18 protein-coding genes are annotated in these 21,400 nt (G+C 41.8%); 2 read left to right on the top strand and 16 right to left on the bottom strand.

What is annotated here, in order from left to right; all coding sequences use genetic code 11:
- Positions 1-32: 32 nt before the first annotated feature.
- The 7 genes from RMY32_RS08090 to RMY32_RS08060 all read right to left on the bottom strand — a co-directional run bounded on the left by RMY32_RS08090 (position 33) and on the right by RMY32_RS08060 (position 8,071).
- Positions 33-824, bottom strand: a complete 792-nt coding sequence (locus RMY32_RS08090) for a GH25 family lysozyme (RefSeq protein WP_322671434.1) — start codon at positions 822-824, stop codon at positions 33-35.
- Positions 825-925: 101 nt separating this feature from the next.
- Entirely contained in the window at positions 926-1,567 is a 642-nt protein-coding gene (locus RMY32_RS08085; RefSeq protein ID WP_322709370.1) for a DUF4232 domain-containing protein, read from the bottom strand.
- A 132-nt stretch (positions 1,568-1,699) separates the two neighbouring features.
- The gene (locus tag RMY32_RS08080) at positions 1,700-2,515 is read right to left on the bottom strand and encodes a class I SAM-dependent methyltransferase (RefSeq protein ID WP_322709369.1); all 816 of its coding nucleotides are present in this window, start codon (positions 2,513-2,515) and stop codon (positions 1,700-1,702) included.
- Between the two features lie 210 nt (positions 2,516-2,725).
- Complete coding sequence (gene pip / locus RMY32_RS08075) at positions 2,726-3,664, bottom strand: prolyl aminopeptidase (RefSeq protein WP_322709368.1); 939 nt, start codon at positions 3,662-3,664, stop codon at positions 2,726-2,728.
- A 111-nt stretch (positions 3,665-3,775) separates the two neighbouring features.
- A complete protein-coding gene (locus tag RMY32_RS08070) occupies positions 3,776-4,726 on the bottom strand; it encodes a MoxR family ATPase (protein WP_322709367.1) in 951 nt (316 codons plus the stop codon).
- Between the two features lie 63 nt (positions 4,727-4,789).
- Positions 4,790-5,884 (bottom strand): DUF4350 domain-containing protein, encoded by a 1,095-nt coding sequence (locus RMY32_RS08065; RefSeq protein ID WP_322709366.1) that lies wholly within the window; start codon positions 5,882-5,884, stop codon positions 4,790-4,792.
- A 75-nt stretch (positions 5,885-5,959) separates the two neighbouring features.
- Positions 5,960-8,071, bottom strand: coding sequence for a glycosyl transferase family 1 (locus RMY32_RS08060; protein ID WP_322709365.1), 2,112 nt, complete (start codon positions 8,069-8,071; stop codon positions 5,960-5,962).
- Positions 8,072-8,187: 116 nt separating this feature from the next.
- Between RMY32_RS08060 and RMY32_RS08055 the strand changes: the two genes are divergently transcribed.
- Complete coding sequence (locus tag RMY32_RS08055; RefSeq protein WP_322709364.1) at positions 8,188-8,931, top strand: class I SAM-dependent methyltransferase; 744 nt, start codon at positions 8,188-8,190, stop codon at positions 8,929-8,931.
- Here RMY32_RS08055 and RMY32_RS08050 read toward each other — a convergent pair.
- From RMY32_RS08050 to RMY32_RS08040, 3 genes are all read right to left on the bottom strand, one after another.
- Complete coding sequence (locus RMY32_RS08050; RefSeq protein ID WP_322709363.1) at positions 8,911-11,055, bottom strand: peptidase domain-containing ABC transporter; 2,145 nt, start codon at positions 11,053-11,055, stop codon at positions 8,911-8,913. The two genes, RMY32_RS08055 and RMY32_RS08050, sit on opposite strands and share 21 nt — an antisense overlap.
- A 445-nt stretch (positions 11,056-11,500) precedes the next feature.
- The gene (locus RMY32_RS08045) at positions 11,501-11,719 is read right to left on the bottom strand and encodes a hypothetical protein (RefSeq protein ID WP_322709362.1); all 219 of its coding nucleotides are present in this window, start codon (positions 11,717-11,719) and stop codon (positions 11,501-11,503) included.
- Positions 11,720-12,479: 760 nt separating this feature from the next.
- Positions 12,480-15,356, bottom strand: a complete 2,877-nt coding sequence (locus RMY32_RS08040; RefSeq protein WP_322709361.1) for an NHLP bacteriocin export ABC transporter permease/ATPase subunit — start codon at positions 15,354-15,356, stop codon at positions 12,480-12,482.
- Positions 15,357-15,703: 347 nt separating this feature from the next.
- Here RMY32_RS08040 and RMY32_RS08035 point away from each other — a divergent pair, with 347 nt between their 5' ends.
- Positions 15,704-15,898, top strand: a complete 195-nt coding sequence (locus RMY32_RS08035) for a hypothetical protein (RefSeq protein WP_322707489.1) — start codon at positions 15,704-15,706, stop codon at positions 15,896-15,898.
- 242 nt (positions 15,899-16,140) lie between these two features.
- On the opposite strand, the gene RMY32_RS08030 is transcribed toward RMY32_RS08035, so the two are convergent.
- The 6 genes from RMY32_RS08030 to RMY32_RS08005 all read right to left on the bottom strand — a co-directional run bounded on the left by RMY32_RS08030 (position 16,141) and on the right by RMY32_RS08005 (position 21,213).
- Positions 16,141-18,324, bottom strand: a complete 2,184-nt coding sequence (locus RMY32_RS08030) for an NHLP family bacteriocin export ABC transporter peptidase/permease/ATPase subunit (RefSeq protein WP_322709360.1) — start codon at positions 18,322-18,324, stop codon at positions 16,141-16,143.
- Positions 18,285-18,644 carry a hypothetical protein gene (locus RMY32_RS08025; RefSeq protein WP_409882512.1) on the bottom strand — a complete coding sequence of 120 codons (360 nt, stop codon included), beginning with the start codon at positions 18,642-18,644 and terminating at the stop codon, positions 18,285-18,287. The genes RMY32_RS08030 and RMY32_RS08025 overlap by 40 nt, the downstream gene beginning before the upstream one ends.
- 101 nt (positions 18,645-18,745) lie before the next feature.
- Positions 18,746-20,185, bottom strand: coding sequence for an NHLP bacteriocin system secretion protein (locus RMY32_RS08020; RefSeq protein ID WP_322709358.1), 1,440 nt, complete (start codon positions 20,183-20,185; stop codon positions 18,746-18,748).
- Between the two features lie 108 nt (positions 20,186-20,293).
- Positions 20,294-20,464 carry a hypothetical protein gene (locus tag RMY32_RS08015; protein WP_322709357.1) on the bottom strand — a complete coding sequence of 57 codons (171 nt, stop codon included), beginning with the start codon at positions 20,462-20,464 and terminating at the stop codon, positions 20,294-20,296.
- Positions 20,465-20,542: 78 nt separating this feature from the next.
- Positions 20,543-20,965, bottom strand: a complete 423-nt coding sequence (locus tag RMY32_RS08010) for a type II toxin-antitoxin system VapC family toxin (protein WP_322709356.1) — start codon at positions 20,963-20,965, stop codon at positions 20,543-20,545.
- The gene (locus tag RMY32_RS08005; RefSeq protein ID WP_322709355.1) at positions 20,962-21,213 is read right to left on the bottom strand and encodes a hypothetical protein; all 252 of its coding nucleotides are present in this window, start codon (positions 21,211-21,213) and stop codon (positions 20,962-20,964) included. The genes RMY32_RS08010 and RMY32_RS08005 overlap by 4 nt, the downstream gene beginning before the upstream one ends.
- Between the last annotated feature and the right edge of the window lie 187 nt (positions 21,214-21,400).

The raw sequence follows: 21,400 nt of genomic DNA, 5'->3' as shown, positions 1-21,400 counted from the left end.
CCAAAAACCTTTGTTTATTCACACCTACTTACTTAAATCCATAGCAAAGCTATCCAAGTTTTTATACCGACAATTCCATCAGCTTGCAATTTTTTAGATGTTTGAAAACTAACAATTGCATTCTTAACTGACTCAGAAAAACGCCCATCAATGGCATCAGTATATAATCCAATATCTTTTAATTGCTGTTGTAATTGTTTTACTCTTAGCCCAGAATCTCCTAGCTGCAATCCATTAAATCTATTCAAATCGGCTCGACCACTAACACCAGTTACACCAGATATATCACCTTCATATTGATGGATTAAGTATTGTCCTTGCCAAGCACCAGGAATAGTTGGGTTCCTAGTTCCGTAGTGGGCAATCCATAACGGATAACTAGCAAAATCAGATGGATTACCAAGTTGTTCCCAAAAACTGGGGAAGGTATAAATAATTGGTTTGATTGGTTTTTTTGTTTGTTGCAAAAGGGCTTTTTCCACCTCTGCTAACCACAACTTCGCTCCATTAATTACAGCTTGGCTACTTCCTTTGTCAGTTACTTCTACATCCAGAACTGGTGGTAAGTCTCCCGGTTCTAATTTGCCCAAAGTTTTTAAGAATTCCTTTGCTTGCTGAACTGGGTCAGATGTATGAGGGTGAAAAAAATGATAAGCACCGCGAATCAGACCAACAGCTTTCATAGTTTGCCAGTGATGAGCAAAAGCAGAATCTTTAATGCTTACTCCTTCTGTGGCTTTGGCAAACGCAAAGGTTTTACCAGAGTTTTTTACTGCCGTCCAATCTACTCTGCCATCTTGATCGGCAACATCAATTCCTTCCATAGAATTTTTTAACCTTTTTGATGAGTACAATCCTGAACTTATCAGAGGCTTTGATTAAATTTATGCTTTTTCTGGGTATTTGAGTAAATTACAGAAATTTACTAGGGTTGAGTGTTAACGGCTCGTACTGGAGTCACTCTAACTTTGCCTGTACAAGGCTTGATTTGTTCTGTAAGGGTAAAGTGCTCGTAAGCATTAGGAGGTGTGATTTGAATTTTACTAGACATTGGGCAGTTTTGATCTGGGGAACTAATGTGGTTGTAAGCTATCTGAAATGAGGCTTGTTTCCCAGGAGCTAGAGTTACTTGTTGTCGAGGTTGCTTACTCGAAAAGTAAGTATCCTTGGAGCGAATAATTTTAATTCCCTGTAAAGGTTGGTCTTTTGCATCCAGTAGTCCCAATCCCGGATAACCGTTGAGGGTGCAAGGAGATGAACCGTTATTGGTGAAGGCATAGGTAAGTGCAACATTCCCAACGCCAGCATCTTCGGAGACTCGGCGCACTGACAATTGACTAGTTTCACAGCGCGTCGGATTTGTGGCAGTAGTGGCTTCAGGGGTAGAATGCTCTATAGGTTTTGCAGTCGGTGTAGGTGTTGAGGTCAACACAGTTTCTTTCGTCGGCTGTTCAGTGCTTGCTGGCAAAACTTGCGGCTGTTTTGTAACAGAGGAAGAACCAACACAGCCAGTTGTCATTGCAGTTAGGAGCAACAACAGACTGCTTTCCACAATTAGAATTCGCATATCTTCTTTTTTTGTAGTGAACTACTTACACTGATGCTTTATATACAGTGTAAGTTTCCAAATTTACAAGGGTTATGCACGTCCGCTCCAATGACTTGTTCTGCTGCATCATTACATAACGAATTCAACAGCTTATCCATCTTTTTGGGCAACGTGAACAGCAGAAAGAAACGAGAGGTTTACACTGTCTCCAAAGTTCCTCAGCTTTTCCCGCAATTGTGCAAATAGCAACTCCTTCGCCTTTGGCTCCAGTCTGCTCATGGTACTTAATAACTTAAAGAAGTCATCGATGCTGTACGTCACCTCACACGCAATTTGCTCAGTCACTAATCCCTTAAAATAACCAGAGTCTAGAATGTTTTGTTCAAACCCTCTCAAAATTTCCGCTTGAGTTTCTGCACCTTCATAGCGGACAAGTGAGGGAGCATAAACTTGATACACTTGCTCAATCGCTTGGTAAACTTCATATTTCAGTTCAGGTCTGAGATTCCATAGTAGGATGAGAAACCCGTTGTCGCGTAATGCCGTTGCTGCCTTGGCATAGCGAATTTCTGACGGTATCCAGTGAAAGGCATTAGCAGATAGAACGGCATTGAAATGTTTTGCTTTTAGTTCCCACTCCTCAAATGAGGTGTTGTAGATTGCAACGTTTGGATAGGTTGCACAGTTGCGTTGTGCCAAACGACAAAAATCTTGGTTTGGCTCAATACACTTCATTGAAAAACCAAATTGAGCATAAGCTACCGTCGCATTTCCTGGACCACAACCGACCTCAAGAATCGATGCATCTGAGTCAAGTTGGGCTAAAACGACAGACCGCTCGATCAGTTCCTTTGGATATTGTGGTCTGGCGTTGTAATAAATATCAGCTACAGGAGAATACCAATTCCTTCGCTGTTCTAAATCTATAGAAGCTCTGGCATTTATTTCTTGTTTAGAGTTTTGCATAAGCTAGTTTTATTAGCTATTTGAGTTTAACTTCATTTTATTTAGTTTCCTGGATCGAAGACCAATTTAATATCGATTGTCGCGATACTGTTTGCAAGATTACCATCAAACAAAGTAGGTACTGTAAAATCCCTTCGCATCCTGCTAAAGATTGCCTTGTCGTGGGGTTGATTTTACATCCCCGCCCCCGAAGCTAAGTATTCAACCTAATTAAATATTATCTGTTGCCTCAATCAAAGCACTGCAAATTCCTGGTTCACTCATCGAATGTCCGGCATCAGGAACCACTATAAATTCCGCTTCTGGCCAAGCTCGATGTAATTCCCAAGCTGATATCATTGCGCAGACTACATCATAGCGTCCCTGAACAATTACAGCCGGAATATGGCGGATACGGTCTACATTTATAAGTAATTGATCTTCAGTTTCAAAAAATCCCTTATTCATAAAGTAATGGCATTCAATCCGAGCAAAAGCTGAAGCAAATTCACTTTCGCCAAACTTTTGCATCAGTTCTGGATCGAAGAAAAGTCTACTGGTACTAGCTTCCCAAATTGACCAAGCACGCGCTGCTGTTAATTGAATTTCTAAATCTGGATTGGTCAAGCGTTTGTAATATGCTGCGATCAGATCGTCACGTTCATCTACGGGAATTGGTTTAAGATATTCTTCCCAAGCATCAGGAAAAATATAACTAGCACCCTCTTGATAAAACCAGCGCAACTCTTTTTGTCTCAGCATGAAAATCCCACGCAGAATTAATCCTGTGCAGCGAGAGGGATGGGTTTGACTGTAAGCTAATGATAAAGTGCTACCCCAACTACCACCGAAAACCGCCCACTTTTCTATACCTAAATGTAGGCGCAGTTTTTCGATATCACTAACTAAATCCCAAGTGGTGTTTTCTCGTAATTCAGCATGGGGAGTACTTTGACCACAACCGCGTTGGTCAAACATCACTAACCGCCATTTTTCGGGGTGGAAATATTGCCGATAAAAAGCTGGACATCCGCCACCAGGGCCCCCATGCAGTAAAACGATGGGTTGACCTTGGGGGTTTCCTGACTCTTCAAAATGGATAGTATGAAGGTCGGAAACCTGTAAACTACCTTCTAAGTAAGGCTCGATCGCTGGGTAAAGTTCTCGCATTTTTGATATTTTATCAGTAATGTTGTGATGGCGATCGCTATGTCTTGGTGAAACAACTTCGCTTCTCCCAATTTTGGGAGAAGGGGGATTTACGTCAGAGGTTTAATTTTTTTACCTTGGAACTGGTACTTGATTAATTACCGACGCAATTACCGCATCCATTTGTAAACCATCCAGCATCGCTTCTGGTTTCAATATGAGACGATGACGTAGCAACGGTGATGCAACTGCTTTTACATGATCTGGCGTTACAAAATCCCTTCCCGCTAACCACGCTAATGCTTGAGATGTCTGCAACCAAGCACCGGTAGCGCGGGGTGATGCACCCAAAGTTAAATCGGGATATTGACGCGATGTTCTCACCAACGCCAACAAATAATCAACGATCGCTTCTGATACTTTAACTTCTTTGACTGCTTGTCGTGCTTGCAAAATGTCGGCTACTGTTGCAATTGGTTTCAAACGGCTAATATCTAAACGTCGTGCTGCAAAACCCGCCTGACGATTGAGTAACATTTGCTTTTCAGCATCTCGATCGGGGTAATCTACCATCAGCTTAAATAAAAATCTGTCTAACTGTGCTTCTGGTAAAGGATAAGTACCCTCAAATTCTAAGGGATTTTGTGTCGCAATTACCCAAAATAAATCTGGTAAAGGCAAACTTTCACCATCCAGTGTTACCTGCATCTCTTCCATTGCTTCTAGCAGCGCCGCTTGTGTTTTGGGCGGAGTACGGTTGATTTCGTCTGCTAGCAATACTTCAGTAAATATTGGCCCTTTTTTCAATGTGAAATTGCGGCTATTCAAGTCAAAAATATTAGTACCAGTAATATCTGAAGGTAAAACGTCAGGTGTTAATTGAATCCGGCGAAAATCCCCTTGAATTAACTGCACCAACACTTTTACGAGTAGGGTTTTCCCAGTTCCCGGCACTCCTTCTAAAATTACGTGTCCACCCGCTAACAGCGCTACTAAGAGTTGCTGTATTAAGCTAGATTGTCCGACAATTACTTGATTAAGACTTTGACCAAGACGAATTAAAATAGGATGTGTTTCACTCATATTTTTTATTGATAAATAACCAACGCAGAGTACAATTCCAAAAAAATAATTACGAATTACGAATTACGAATTACGAATTAGTCTAATGCTTCGCCATTTTCCCAACCAGCTTAACAGGTCTCGTTCACTGATGGGTTGTTTGCGAGATTGTAGCTTTAAAACTGCATCTAGTTCGGCTGCACTTGCACCTGTTTTTTCCATCCAGAAATCGATCAAGGCTTGACGTTCTAATAGTACTTGCCCTAATCCCAAGACTTTTTGGAGTTTTAGTTGTTCTTGTTTACCCACCATTTCAACAACAAAGTCGGTGGTATCAGCTTTCTGCAACACTCCGGCTAAAGCTTGGATGTATGCTTCGCTATTATCTATAACTGGTGTATCTAAAGCTACTGGCTTGCCAAAGCGGCGATTCTGCGCCCAAACTAGCACTAATAGCAGGATACCTACCTGGATCGATATTGGCAGTAAAGGAGTTTTGGCAAAAAAGCTAGATAAATCTCCTTCGCTTTCTTTCTTCCTGACATCGGCATCTTTATAGCCGTGGATATATTCATCGACAAAGACTGTGTTACTTTTTTCAGTAACCAAACTAGCTAAATACTTGAAATTACTTAAATAATCTTGATAGGCGTTGGCAGCTAAATAAGGAGTGGTAGAAAAAATCACCTTTCCTTTTTTGTAATTTTCTTTCCAGACAACAGCACCAAAGCGATCGCCTAAATTAACTTGCTGGGAGTTAGCTTTTTTATATCGTCTACGTGTATCAATTTTAATATAACCTTCAGGAGATTTTTGCATAGTGCTAAACTCCGCTTCTGTAACCCGCGCCTTTGCACCCAAAATTACCAAAGTATTCCCTTTCTCTACCCATTCCCGCTCTTGACTATCTAGTGTGGTTTCTCTGGGATAGCCGCCTACTTGTAGCAGAGTAACTGGGTTGTTCTCTGGCTGAATATCACTAAAAGGCTTTTGCCAACGCTTGATAGAAATTCCCTGTTGTTGCATAAAAGCGTACCAAGCACCATAGCCATCAGAGTTACGGTTATAGGTAGAGCCAGCGTTAATTTTAGTATTATTGGGAGCCGCGAACAAACTAAGTAAAACGATCGCAGCCAGTGCGATCGCTCCCATCCAAGCAAGGCGATTTGGACGTTTCATTTTCGACTTTCATAGCCTTTGAATATCACTGTTAATACTTACTTATTTTTCAGTTAAAGTCAAAATATACTTTCTTTAACTTCTTGCAGCGATCGCCTGTTTGATGAATGCTTCTAAATTTTGGGTAGCAGTGGGATTGTCAAACAGAACGTTGCTTGAGAGTTTTAGGGCTTCACGAACTGAGTATCGCCAATCAATATCTCCGGCTAATCGCACTGCAATCTGAATATATTGCGAGATATCATCTGCAATTGTTTGTGTTACAGCGATCGCTTGCAAAAAACCATAAGAATGACGCCCCCGCATAAACTCACCAGGACAAGTGACAATTGGTAAATGACAGGCGATCGCATCCAGTGTTGTGTTACCACCCGCCCAGTCGAAGGTATCTAAATAAATGTCTGCCAAAGAAAGCAAGTCAAAATAATCATCACGCGGTAAGACAGGAGAAAATACACAATAGTCAAGACTATCTAACCCGACAGCCGCAAATGCCCGTTTCAGACGTTCTTGAGAAATCCCAGAGCGAAGGAACATAAATTGAGCATTGGGAACTTGACGGGCAATTTCTGCATAAACGTAATCGTACTGCGGTAAATATTTATAAGCAGCTTGACTAGAAATGTAGACGATCGCATCTTCTCGTAATCCAAAAAATAATCGGTTGCGGCTAACTGAGTCAACTTTGATCGTAGGATAGGAAATCCCAACACCAGGCAAACGTACAAGGCTTTCGGTATAGTGATGTTGACCATTCACAGGCTCCATCAGTTCGCTAGATAAAAAATAGTCAATGGTGGGTAATCCAGAAGTGACAGGTTGCCCCCAAGCCATACATTGAATCGGCGCTAAACGCAGCCCAGCAATGCATAGTGTTGTGGCATCCATTCCTAATTCTGGAAAAATTAACACATCAAGGCGATCGTCAATAACTTGTTGACAAATTTGTTCTAAATTATTCGGCAAATGATAAAACTTCGTACTATGAGACTGAAATAATTGAGTAGCAGCATCAATTTGATGCCCGATGTGATATGAATAAATTTCAAAATTTTGATTATCTGCATATTTAAGCCAGTTTAAGAACAAAACTGTTCCACTCCAGCTACATAAAAAATAGGAAAGATAGCCAATTTTAATTCTTCGATTGTTACTAATAGAAGAAATCGGACGCACCTGACTCCATTGCGGATAATTTGCCGCCATAATTTTGTGAACTAGCTGTCCATATTGCTGCTGTAATATCAGGTCATTTTTTGCCTGATATGCAAGAAAAAAGTTTGTATGATGGCTGATTCCGATAAAAGCTCTTTTCTGTTCATCTGGGCTATTCATGGTGATTTCTTGAATCAATTTTTCTAGCCCATCTTGAAACCAGGCTCGATAGGTATCAATCTCTTGAGGAGTATGATAAGTTTCTGGCAGCATCAGATAGCTCAACATTTTAAATACGTAGTTTTCAGGAAACTTCTCTGTAACCTGTTGAGCGAAGTTACGAGCTTCCAGATAGTTCTGGCTTTGCTTTAGACGAATAATCAGCCAGTAATAGAGTTCTTCTGCTTGAGGGCAATTGCTAATACCATTTTGCAATGTTGCGATCGCCGCTGGCATCTGACCAGTTTTATACAAAACATCACTTAACTTTAAATAATAGTTAATTTGGTGCGGACAACTAGATAAATACTTGCTGTAATATGAGATAGCGTTTTCAGGTGATTCACTATCTGCGAAATAGTCACCCCATCTGTGCCAAGATTCTAGCCGAGCCGCTTCATAAATAGTTGGCTGTTCAATTTCTGACAAATCACATTTAGGAATTTGTGCAATTTCTGGCTGCTGGATAATGTAGCAATCTTCGTGATTAATTGGGATGCGAAAGTTAATTAATGATTTAATAATAGACCATTCTTGGGTGGTTAACTGACCCGTAAGCCCTACATTTAGGTCTTCCGAGACAGCTTCTTCTAAACTAAGTTTCAGAACTGTCTCAAAAAGTAATGAGTTAGCATTATCCTGTAGTTCATCCGATAAACTTTGGCTGTAAATTAGTAGTGTTATATCTTGTCTAGCTGGATGTGTGAAAAGAGTTCTGAGAACATTCGTCAAGTCTTCTGCAATCGCAGTTTCTAAATTAGACCAGTCAGGAAAAATAATTAAATTAATATTTCTTAATTCATTAATTAACATAGCGTTGCAATTACTAATGATACGATCGTCTATTAAACTCGAAAAATCCTGCATCTGGCTGCATTATCGCTTATGTTTTAAAGAAGAAGATTGTTGGTGCTATTTGAGCGGTGTTTATGGACGAAAATGAAAAACGAATTCTTGACTCATGGCAGATGAATGCTAAATTATGGACACAAGCAGTTCGTAATAAACAAATTGAAAGCCGTGCGATCGCCACAGATGCCGCTATAGTTAAAGCGATAACCCAACTTAATCCCAGAACATTCTTAGATATCGGATGCGGTGAGGGATGGTTGTCTCGACAGCTTTTTTCTTTAGGAATTGATGGTTGGGGTGTTGATTTTTGCGCCGATCTCATTGAGACAGCAAAAGATAGTGGTGATTCTCGCTTTGTTGTCTGTTCGTACTCGGATCTTGCATCACAAAAATTTAGCACAATTAACTATTTCTCTTGCTTGATTTGCAACTTTTCAATTCTAGGCGAATGCGCTCTCGATCAGATCGCTAAGGCGGGTCATAGCCTGTTAGAGGACAAAGGCAAAATAATCATTCAAACACTTCATCCGATAATTGCTTGCGGTGACTCTACATATTCCAATGGGTGGCGCGAAACTTCATGGCAACCAAATGCAGATCAACCCTTTTACCCTACTCCTTGGTATTTCCGAACCCTGGAATCATGGATCAACGAATTTCAGACTTTGAATTACCGATTGCTAAATTTATATGAGCCATCCGATCCCAAGACAAATAAACCGATTTCCATTATTTTTGTCTTTGAACGGGAGTTCGGCTATCCAAGTGCTGCGTTTGGCGCTTTTAGGAGCAAGCTGTTTTCAAGGGGTCAAGAAGTCTAAGTGATCTCCACCCTTAGAGCGTAGATCCTCTGGAGAGCCTTGGAGTTGCAACCTACCTTGATCCATTAACACAATCCAATCAGCACGATTAATCACTCTGGGGCGGTGGCTAATCAGAATAGTGGTTTTGTCCTGCCGATGAGATAGGAGCCTACCTAGTACTTGCGCCTCACTCACTGGATCGAGTCCAGCCGTTGATTCATCCAAAATTAGGATTGGCGGATCAGTAACTATCGCTCTGGCGATCGCCAGTCGTTGGCGTTGCCCGCCAGAAATATTTGAGCCAAATTCACCTAAGACGGTTTGATATTTGTCGGGGAGTTTACTGATAAAGTCGTCAGCCTCGGCAATTTGGCAAGCATTGACAATTTGCTCAAAGGTGACGTGCGGAGAACCTAAGCGAAAGTTTTCAATAATTGAGCGACTCCAAAAGTGGGGTTCTTGGGGAACAAGAACGATTTGTCGCCGGAGGCTATCTAAGGATAAATCTTGCAGGTTATATAGTCCAATACGAATATTGCCAGACTGTGTTGGATACAAACTCGCAATCACTTTGGCAAGGGTACTTTTACCACAGCCTGATTTACCAATCAGGGCAATCACTTTACCGCCAGGGAGTGTAATAGAGAAATTTTCTAATAACTCAGTTCTGCCAGGGTAGTGAAAGTTTAGATTTGTGCAAGTGATGTCAGCATTGCCAGGAAGTGTAGCCAAGGGCTTTTGGGTATCGCCTTGATTTTCCGGTGTGGAGTCAATAACTTCTGTTAAACGCTGGATAGCAGTTTGAGTCCGTGTAAATCTATCCACAAGTCCGATTAAAGTACCAATGAAAGCTAGAAAATTAGCGTTCATAGCGTTAAAGGCAAGCAGTTGACCGATACTCAATTCCTTGCTAATAACCAACATGCTGCCAAACCAGAGTAAGGCAACGCTGCCAATACCAGAAACTAATCCAGAGAAGGTGTTGTTGATAATGCCAATTTGAATCGTGCGGAATGTTTGGTTCGCTAGGCGACCGAATCGACTCTGGAATTCTTGCCAGAATTGGGCAGCGGCGGTCGTGGTTTTTAGTGTTAATGCACCTTTAAAGCTTTCAACGAGAACGCCTTGGTTTTCTGCTGCCAAGACCAATACACTACGAACTTTTTGCTGAAGTGTCGGCTGGAAAACAACCGTGGATACTGTCATCACAGCGGCGATCGCGATGGCAACTAGCGTCAGTTTCCCACTGTAGAACAGCATGAAACCAAAAGAAACCGCCCCAGTAAAAAACTGAGCAGGTAAACTCACGACCAATTGTGAGACTAACTGATTAATCTGTTGAATATCTCGCAGTCGGCTCACGACTTCGCCACTGCGACGGGCTTCATAGTATGTTAGCGGCAATCGCAGGATTTGTCGTCCAAATTCCAGAACTAGCCCTAACTCAATTTTTTGGGCAAAATTGGCAATCAGGTTAGAGTTAACGAGTCTGAGACTACTGCTGATAAGGTTCATGATCACAACAGTGACTGCTACAGCGTTGAGCAGCCCTGTATCACCTCGAACTAGCACTTCATCTGTCAGGATTTGGATCAGGAAAGGGTAAGCTAAAGATAGCAGACCAATAACTTGGGCGCCGAGCATAGCCTGAAAGACTATAGCTCGATAAGGCCATACGCGCTTGAGAAATCCCCCAAAACCGCTAACTTGCTCGTCGCTTTGAGTATAAAAGCGGATCGAGTCTGGCTCCAGTAGAAGCATCACCCAATTTTTCCAGCCCTCCATCAACTCCTTTCTGGAGAGATAACGGATGTTCGTGGCTGGATCAGCAATTACATATTTCCTGCCCCGCTGCCCGTACAAAACAACCCAGTGGTTGCCTTTCCAGTGAATGATCGCTGGCAGTGGCGCTTCCTTAATCCGGTCTACTATTTCAGTTGATGCTCTGACTGTGCGAGCATTGAAACCTAGTGCCTCTGCTCCCTGTTGCAGACCCAACAATGTTGTTCCTAGTTGCCCAGTGCCTACCGCTTCCCGGATGTGGTTGATGGTAAAAGTACGGTCATAATGTTTGGCAATGGCAGCCAGACAAGCAGCTCCGCAATCTTCTTCATTATGCTGTCGCACAACCTGATATTTCATTTAAACTAAAACTGTTTGTTTTCCTTTCAAAATCACTTGTTGTTTCAAGCAACCTTAGTCAGTGGTCGGAAGTAATATCAATGACAAAACTGGAGCGATGGTGCCATTTTGACAGATTTATTTTGAGCTTAAAAACATGGTCTATCTAAATAGTGTTAACTCTGTTTCGAGAGAAAAATAGCTGAAGACTTCTTAACTTTTAACTGAGCTAGCCTTCAGCGAATTCTATATTTAACTAACCATTTTGAATAGATTTTTTCAAATAAAAAACAGGGGTTGGCTAATTTGTGGCAACCCCTTTAAGAAAGAAATCGTTGAAAGCTTTCATTTTTAGCTAAGCTAGCCTTCAAGGAATTCTCTATTTAACTAACTAGTTTGAGCTCAGTTCTAGTAATGACAGTTAACTTCTTATATTAAGAAGTCACCTAATGTATCCGAGGCAGAACTAATCTTCGTCGGCACCCGATGCACTAAATCCGCTAGAGTTAGCTTCTACATTATCGCCGTCCACGATAGCACTGGTTGTAGCGTTACCATCGGTTTGAGCGAAACCTTGGTTACTTACAGCCCTGGAGGTGAAATTACCAAAAGCAAATGCAGAGCGGCCGCCTACAAGACTGGTTGCTTCACAAGCTGAGAGTTCAGTAAAAAGTGAATTTGCCATTGTTGTTGTCCTCTTAACTAAGTTGAACTAACGTCAATTACCTGGAATGAAAAATTCATTCCATCAATCTTTGACTTCTTAGAGAATATCAATAGTTTCACTGAATACAACCCTTATTTTATTAAGAAATATGTTCAGAAAATTTTTATTAATTTTGAGTACTGCTAAGTATTTATACAGGGTTAACTTTCATAAGCTTTTTCTGTAAGTTAACGTAATACTCAATGTAATTTGTAGCTAACTATTTTTATAATTAGTATTTTTACTAATAAAGTTGATGTTATTTTGCTTAATTTATACATACTATTCTACTGGGTGAATAAGTTATTTATATGATGTAATTTTACTATTACAAAACTTACATATTGACAGGAACAATTAAATGTGAATATGGATTTTCAGCCATTCAAGTTTGATTTTTTCACCATTAGCCAGCGATCGCTACTGATCTAAAGCTAGTAGCCAATAGCCTAAAACAACGGATTTTCGTTGGTACACATCATAATTATTTTGTAGAGTGCGTAAATCCTAATAGATACTAGGTTTTAATATTCTTTAAGAGAAAAAGTTTTTTATTATTTATATATAAGATTTTTAGATTAAATGTCAGACAAAGATGTGCTGTAGTCATTTTTCTGAGATTCACAATTTTTTGTATTTTCAAGAGCGTACCTCGAAGAATTGCATAGTGAAGTCTTGAATTAATAGCCCGGATTTCTCACCAGCAATTCTCATTTTGAAAACGAAAGAAGATAAAGTCCTATACCCCTTCTAACTGTTGAGCTACCAGTTTGGCAAACAACCCTGATTGGGCAATCAATTCTGAAAAATTACCTACCTGTACGACATGACCAGCGTCAATCACATAGATGCGATCGGCATTACGAATCGTGCTGAGGCGATGGGCAATCACTACTCTGGTAGCATTTAACTTAGCTAAACTTTCAGTCACAATTGCCTGGGTGCGATTGTCTAGGGCGCTGGTAGCCTCATCCATCAAGATAATTTTAGGCTTGGAAACCAGCGATCGCGCAATCAATAATCTTTGCCGTTGTCCACCGGAAAGATTACTCCCACCCTCAGCGACGATCGTATGCATCCCCATTGGCATTTGCTTGATCTCATCAGCAAAACCTGCCATTTGTGCGGCTGACCAAGCTTCTTCTAAAGAAACTAAAGCTCCGGCGGTGATGTTATCAAAAACCGAGCCTGTACCGATTTTACCATTTTGCAGTACCACTCCTAACTGTCTTCGCACAGCTTGGAGTTCCATCTCTGCTAAATCTTTGCGATCATAATAGATGCTCCCTGTCAATGGAGTTTCAAAGCCCAATAACAACCGCAATATCGTTGATTTTCCACTTCCAGAAGACCCAACGATCGCGATAAATTCTCCTGGTTCGGCATGGAGGCTGACATCATTAAGGATTAAGCTGCCATTTTCCGAGTAGCGAAAGCTGACACGATTTAGAGCAATGCGACCGCTTAGTTGACCGGGATTAACCTTGGTTGAGTCATATTCCGGCTGCGATCGCCAAATCGGTTTTGCTCGTTCCCATATTGGTACAATACTCCAAATTTCCGATACAGTATTGCTCAGGTCAATTACTCCTTTGATAAAAATCGTCAAAGCATAGTTAAAAGCAACGAATGTACCCAGTGTTAGACGTGTCTGCATCAACAGCATGGCAAACCCAAACAGCAGTATAGAACTTATCAAAGGAAGTGCTTCGTTAAATACAGAAATACCATCTTTAATCTCTTGCCAACTCGCCTTCAGTCGGATCTGCTGACTGTACTTTTTTGCCCAAGCTGCAAATGCACGTTCTTCCGCCATTGTGACTCGCAGCTTGGCAACACCGTTGATTAGTTGTACGGTGAGTCCTTGAATTGCACCATTGAGTTCTTGCTCTTTTTTCGATTTCTTTACCAAAAGGAAACTTGCAACAATCGTAACCACAGTGACAAATATTGCTAAACCCACGCCCACAAACGCTAGTTGCCAACTGTAAATAAACATTAGCACCAAGTTAAATAAAGCAAAAACTCCACTCAACAAAGTTCGTTGGGTAGCACCGCTAAGTTTTTGATGAATTTCTCTCACCGCCATGACGCGGTTAACCAAATCTCCAGAAGTATACTGACGAAAAAAGCTAGGACTTAATCTCAGCAGGCGATCCCAAATGGCTGGCTGCAATATGCTATCAGTGGCGCTTTCAACTCGTAGGGTAATAATGCTTTGGGCAACTTGAAAAGCTAACTGCCCAAAGGCGACTGCAAACATGACCAATCCGATCTGCCACAGTAGAGCGCGATCGCTATCAGGAATGGCATGATTGATTAAAATTGCTGTTGCTTGCGGTGCAACCATCCCCAATATTGTGCCTAGTAGCCCTACCACTAAAATACTGGCGATGTCTTTTTCATAACCCTTAACCCCAAACCCCAGTAAATCAATGGCTTTGAGCGCAACTTGAGGTAATGGTCGATACAGAACGTAGGCTAATACTGACAGTGTTTTTGCTACTGCTTCATTTACAGGTGTGCGAGTCCGCGCTACGGGGTCAAAGATGACGTAATCTCGATTAGCTGTAGGTAACAACGCCACTGGGCGCTTTTCCAACTGAGTATAAGCTAACATCGCCCCTTGGTCTTGACGCCACCAGCCATCTGCTAAAGTTATACGCCGAATCCGAATTTGTGATGCTTGTGCGATCGCGGCTACAGGGTCTTTAATAGAATTCAAATCCTCTGCTGGTGGACGAATCTCTATCCCCAGCGATCGCCCAACTGCCCCAAATGCTACCAATAAGGGCGGCCCGTCCTGAGAAAAAACCGCCTCCTGCTGTGGCTGCAATACTGTTGCTAAATCAGAGAGTGCCCCCTCTATTACTTGCTGATTAAATTGTTCGCGTTCCTGAAACTGCCGAAATTCTGCTTCTGCTTCTTTATTTGCCAGCAAACTGAAGTAGTGAAAGAAATAAGTATGCAAACTGGCTAAACCTGCCAGGATTTCCTCGAAATTTTTTAAATCTGCCGTTGATAACACTTGTCCGATAACTGCATCTTCTGCCTCCAGCCACATATCACTCGTGAGCGGGAACGTTGGTGAAGTAGAATTTAAGGTTAATTCCTCAACTCCCATCCAGTGAGTACTACCTTGCTGCAACTTCACCCATAAAAGTGTTTGCTGCTTCGACTGTAGCGTTTCACCAGGCGATAATGAAAAATCTCGCTCTAATGTCTGCACAAGGTTTAATGGCGTAGTCAAAACTGTTTGCTGGGCGCTAAGAGATTGTCCTAAATGATTTACCCAACCTTCTAATAATTCTATGGCTTGAGAGTCAGCCGCCGCGATTTCCTTAACCAAATCAACCATTGACATCTGGCATAATTGGGTAGGTTCAATTGCGAGCGCAACAAAATTCCATTGGCTTTGTGCGATTACTTCCGGTAACAATGCTTCACCAGCGTTGACATGAAACAGATAGCGGCGATGCTCCTTTGGTAAACTGTTTTTAACTCTAGTTGCAAACACTGCTAATGTTCCAGACTGCACTATCCAGAATGTTTCTGGATCGTTCAACAGTAATGGTTCGTTTGCCTGAAAGGAGTATGGTTTGGAAAGAGGATTCACTTAAGGTAAATCGATGTGAGTTCGACGATTGGAAAAAGATATAAGAAAAACTATTGTATCCCGGCTGAATGTAACACAGATTTTTTGTGATGATGATATTACTTTAGAGGACATCAGCCTAAGGGACTTCCAAATAAAAAATAATTAATTGCTCAATCAGCAGGGAAAGCAGGGCAAGAAAAATCTGATAATCGTCTTGGATGGAAAAATTGAGTAATTTAACGTGTGCCTCCGTGGGAGACTCACGTAAATTTATAATTGCTGAAGAAGATTTGCCTTTGATGTCGCTTAAATAAGGAAAATGATAGAGTTAAAGGCGATCGCATAGCGAAAAATGTAAATAAGATATGGCTGACCAAAAAGATAAAGCTCAAGAAAAAAACCGCCTTGAACAGCTTCAAGAAGAACAAGGCAACACCGATCCTAAACACTCAGGCGGTGCTGGCGCTTCTGGTGGCAACTCAGGTGCAGGTAAATCTGGCACATCAAAAATTTCTGCCACTGGTACACCTGATGATATCGAAAAAATTGATCGAGAGTAAAGCTGATTTTGACGATGAGTCAAGGTTTAACTGCCTCGGCAATCATTAGCAACTCAACAATGGTGGATTGAATACCTGATTATTAGACATGTATGTTGCAAAAGTAACTTTTGCCTTGATGTTGGGGAAAGGTTAAAGGTTAAAGGGTAAGAGAAAATTCCATACCTTTACCCTTTACCCCCGCCCCTTATCCCCAGAGGGGGCCCCACCTTCCCCTTTTCCCTACAATGCCAAGAAGTCCATTATGCTTCTGCTGCGTGAAGTAGGCGAACATAAGTTCCGCCTTGCTGCCATAATTCCTCATGAGTGCCACGCTGCACGATTTTACCTTGCTCTAGCACAATAATTTCATGGCAATCGCGAATTGTGCTGAGGCGGTGGGCTACTACAATACACGAACAACCACGCTGTTGCAAGTTACGGTTAATAATCAACTCCGTTTCTGCATCTAAGGCGCTGGTTGCTTCATCCAGTACTAAGACTGTGGGATTTCTCACCAAAGCACGGGCAATTTCTAAACGCTGGCGTTGTCCACCACTAATATTCATACCGCCTTCAATCAACTCAAAGTCATATTTTCCAGGCATAGATGCGATCGCATCATGAATCGCTGCATCTTGGCAAGCCTGCACCAAATCAGCTTCTGGTACAGTTGAATCCCAAAGAGTGATGTTTTCTCGCACAGTGCCCGCAAATAAAAAGATATCCTGTTCAACCATTGCCAACCAGTTAGCCAGAACAGAACGCTTAATTTGCGATCGCTCTACACCATCAAAGCAGATTTCTCCTTCCCACGGTTGATAAAGACCGCAAATTAATTTAGCAACTGTGGATTTACCAGAACCACTTCCCCCCACAAGCGCTATTCTTTGCCCTGGCTTGACAGTCAAGCTCAAATTCTCAATCAAGGGAGGTTCTACACGACTATAGCCAAAAGTGACATTCCGTAACTCAACATTACCCTGTAATTGCCACATTGGGCATGGGGCATTGGGCATTGGGCATTGGGCATGGGGACTACTTGTAATAAGTTCCCCTCTGCTCCTCTGCTCCTCTGCTCCCTTGCCTGACTCCACTTCCAAATCAATGGGATTTTGCAATACATCATCAAGGCGGTTTAAATCAGCTTCTAAAGTTTGGAGTGTACTGCCAAAATTGACGAGGCTATTGACTGGCTCTAAGAAACTCAGTGTTAAACTTTGGTAGGCAACCAGCATCCCAATACTGAGATTGTTTTTCATTACCTGTAAACCACCAACCAGTAAAATAGAAGCTGTAGCTAGGGCTGTCAAAATTGTGGGTAATGTGGTGAGAATTTGAGTTTGTAAGCCTAATTGTTGTTGGGCGTTCAAAGCTTTAGCGTAATAACCCGCAAATCGAGCAAATAAATCTGACTCTAGCCCTGAAGCTTTGATGGTTTCTATGGTTTGGATGCCGCTAACCGTTACTCCACCCACCTTGCCATATTCCTGAGCTAGGCGCATATTTGTATCTACACGAGTTTGCGATAAAAATAAAAGAGCGAAAATGTTGATTAAAGCAAAACCGACTGCGATCGCACTCAGCAATTGGTCATACTGAATCATAATCAACAGGTAAAATATCATCATCACCGCGTCAATTACTGTAGTTGCCAAAGGCCCTGAAAGTACTTCTGCCACCCGGCCATTCAGTTGCACTCGGTTACTGATTTCCCCAGCAAAGCGTTGATCGTAAAACCCAATGGGCAATCGCAGAATATGCCAGAGAAACTGTCCAGATGTGCTGACTGATAACTTAACCATTAATCGCCGCAGGTAGGTAAGCCGCAGTCTGGCAAGGAATGCCCGTAATAAAGTAGTTAACAGCATTCCTAACAGCAAAGGTCGTAACCAATCTTGCCGATCTTGGAGCAAAATCTCATCGATAAATACCTGAGAAAAGGCTGGTACAGCTAACCGAGGCAGTGTTAACAATAACCCCGCAAGTAAGCAAAATAAGATAGTAACTCGTGAGTTTTGTAAGCGGCTACTTAAGGCTGAGACAATGTGATTTTTTCTGCCTCCCTTCTGAAAATCTGCTCCTGGTTCCATTGTCAGCACAACACCCGTGTATGCACGATCGAACTCTTCCCAACTTACTTTTCTCCGACCATTGGCAGGATCGTTGAGGTAGACGCGTTTTTTGCTATATCCTTCTACTACGAGAAAATGGTTAAAATTCCAAAAGGCAATGTAGGGGAGGCGGGTAGCTGTCACCTTTTCCAAAGACAGTTTTAAACCTTTAGCATTGAGTCCATAGTTTTTGGCAGCTTTAAGGATGTTAAAAGCTTTGCTGCCATCCCGCGAAACACCGCATTCTTCACGCAGTTTAGCCAGTGGCACAATCCGCCCGTAATAGCTCAGAATTATTCCCAAAGCAGCCGCACCACATTCGACTGCTTCCATTTGTAAAAGTGTAGAAGTGCGGACACGATTTGGTTTGGGTATTGGGCATGGGGCATTGGGCATGGGGCCTTGGGGACTGGGAAGTAAAAATCTTCTGAGGGTGAACGTTGAGCTTCTGAGGGTGAACGTTGAGCTTCTGAAGGTGAAAGTTGAGCTTCTGAAGGTGAAAGTTGAGCTTCTGAGGGTGAAAGTTGAGCTTCTGAGGGTGAACGTTGAGCTTCTGAGGGTGAACGTTGAGCTTCTGAGGGTAAACCTTCAAGTTTTAACCCCAATGCCCAAATTAACGTGATGTGCAACTTATCCTTAGAACCCCTCTCCAAACCTCTCCCCCACAGGGAGAGAGGCTTTGATTCTTGCTCCCCTTCCCTTGTAGGGAAGGGGTTGGGGGTTAGGTCTGAAAGAAAGTTGCACACGGCGTAAATTAATAAATCCCAGTCCAAGAGCGTAGCATAGGAATAATATAAGAAATCGGTGCTTTTTCTCCAACTTTTACTTGAACTGATGTAGTTGTGCCAGAAGATATTTTTAATGCCGGGCCATCAGAGGATGACCATTTGTAGCCACTGACTGATGTAGGGTTTTCTTGGAGTTGGATAAAAGCTTGCACCTGATTTTCACCTTTACCTGCAAGACTGGCAGCAATTTCTTTGTTACCAACGATCGCTGTAATATCTTGTGTAGTTACCGGAAATGAAGAAATATCTGCAACGGTTCCGATAATGCCACCTTCGCGCTCGCGTTTAGCAAAGCTGGGAGTCACTTGTACAGGCATCCCAGGCTTGATTTGCTTACCATCTTTATTAGCAAAGTAAACAAGACTCATAAGTTTTGAATTTGGCTGTTCAGCCTCAATTGACCCCAAGCGACTACCCGGATTCATCATTTGTCCAGGGACAGCGCTCAGTTCGAGAATGTGACCATTATATTTGCTAATAATTCTACTTTCTTGAGATAGTTGCAATTCTAACTGGGCAATTCGCCGCTTTACTTCCCGAATTTGATTTGTTTTATCAATTGATTGCTTTAAGTCTTGTTCGCGTAGTTTAGTATTTTGAGTATTAATATCTTTAATTTTGGTTTTAATTTCGTCAATTCTGTTGAGATTTTCTAGATATTCGCGTTGCGTGGTAGTTTCTTGGATTTCCAGATCCTTGAGTTGTACGTCAATATCTGATAATTCGCTTTGAGTATTAAAATATTCTTGTTCGGCTTGCACCAGCATATCTTGGCTGATGACATGCTGCTCAAAAAGGTGACGACGGTTATCAACCCGTTTTTTAAGAGTTTTGAGTAAGTAATTAATTTGTTGTTTGCGGGAATTAATGCTTTGGCGTTTTTGAGCGATCGCTCTTTGGGTTTGATCGCGTAACTTGGGTGCATCTTGCTCTCGGCGCAGATTCTTTTCCAAATCCAGTTTTTGCTGCCCAAGGGTGATAATTTGTTGGTCAATCAGCAGCTTTTGTAACCTGTCAGTCTCTTGATTCTGGGTTTGCAATTGTTGCAACTTTACTTGCTCTTGCTGCAACTGCTGTTTTAGCGCTGATTGGTCAATAATACCCAGCACATCACCTTGTTTAATAATATCCCCCGCCTTTACCTTCAGAGTTAGTAACGGGCCAGAACTGGGCGCTTGAAATTCCACAACATGGTGCGGTTTAATCAAGATACCTTGACCTTTGACAGTCAGGGGAATTCTACCGAACACACTCCAAACGCCAGCTACAGCAACCACAAAACTCAAAGTAGATAGAGTCAACCAAGCTTGAGGCTTGACAACTTGTATTGCTCGATCCAGTTGTTCTGGTGAAGATAAACGCTCTAAGGCTTCTTGGCGATATATGTGGCTGTGTTTTAGTTGCATTGTTCTCCTTCTTGCTGAGAGCGCCTAGAGCTTCAAGTCTTCTAGACTTCTAAGATTAAAGTGCGATCGGGGAGAACTAGGGGAGAAATAGGGGAGGCGATCTTCTAATTATTTACCACAGACTTTCCAAATTAGTTGATCGTAGACATTTCCCTGAGTAAATGTCATTTCCTGATTTGGATATTGGATAACTACACCAATACCTACATTTCCATAGAAACTTACTAATTTCCCTGTTAAATTCTCACAGCTAAGGTTTTGTATATCATATTGCAACATATTTGAAGATGCTCGTTCTACCCAACACTCTAAAAGTTGAACTTGTAAAAGTCAATCGAATTTTCTATGAAGACCAAACTATTGTTCTTTTGGCATAATCACAGAAATTAATTGATTACGATTTTTCCGATAAATCCTAAAATCATTATCAAATGTGAGCAATTCGCTTTTAGTTGCCAGTTCTGCCATCCTCACCAAACACGCATCCGCTAACGACATTGGAACTGACTGATAACGTTGCATCAACTCGTCAACAGCAGCAGCTTCTTCAGAGAGCCGAAACGGAAGATGGATGATTCCCTTTTGTACAAAAGAAATTACTGCTGCTTCTCCTCCGTAAACATTCTGTAAGAGAAAACAAGCCTCCGTAACTACTGCTTCACAAGTTAACAAAGGTGCTTCAATATGTCCGAACTGATTTGTCACCCATTTATGAAACTGCTCTCTCCGATTGACTAAAGCTACTAATGGGCCTGTATCTAGCAGTACCGCTTGCTTCATTCTGCTAATGGTCTTTTAAGGTACTCCTTGTTTGTCGAGAGATCCCCTGGGCCAGAATCCACGCAGCCAACTAAGTCTCCTGCTGCTTCTAAAGCAGACATTGGCGTGCCATCATGGTGCTTAAACTTGACTGTTGGTGATTTCAATTGCAAAAATTCCACAAAGTCAAGTACTTGCTGCTGTTGTTCCTTTGATAAGGTAAGAACCTTTTGGGCAATAATTTGCTCTAGACCAATTGCTTTCGTCACCAGTCTTTCCTCCAGTCTCATCACTTAAAGTCTAAATCCAACTGCCTAATACCAATTTTTTATAAAGCTGCATAGAATTCGATCCCCCCTAACCCCCCTTAAAAAGGGGGGAACCGGAAAAACATCTATCAAAGTCCCCCTTTTTAAGGGGATTTAGGGGGATCAAGATATGTGCAACTTCACATTA

It is taken from the genome of Nostoc sp. ChiSLP03a (genome assembly GCF_034531215.2).
Taxonomy (GTDB): domain Bacteria; phylum Cyanobacteriota; class Cyanobacteriia; order Cyanobacteriales; family Nostocaceae; genus Nostoc.
This window is presented reverse-complemented; position numbering and strand designations above follow the sequence as displayed.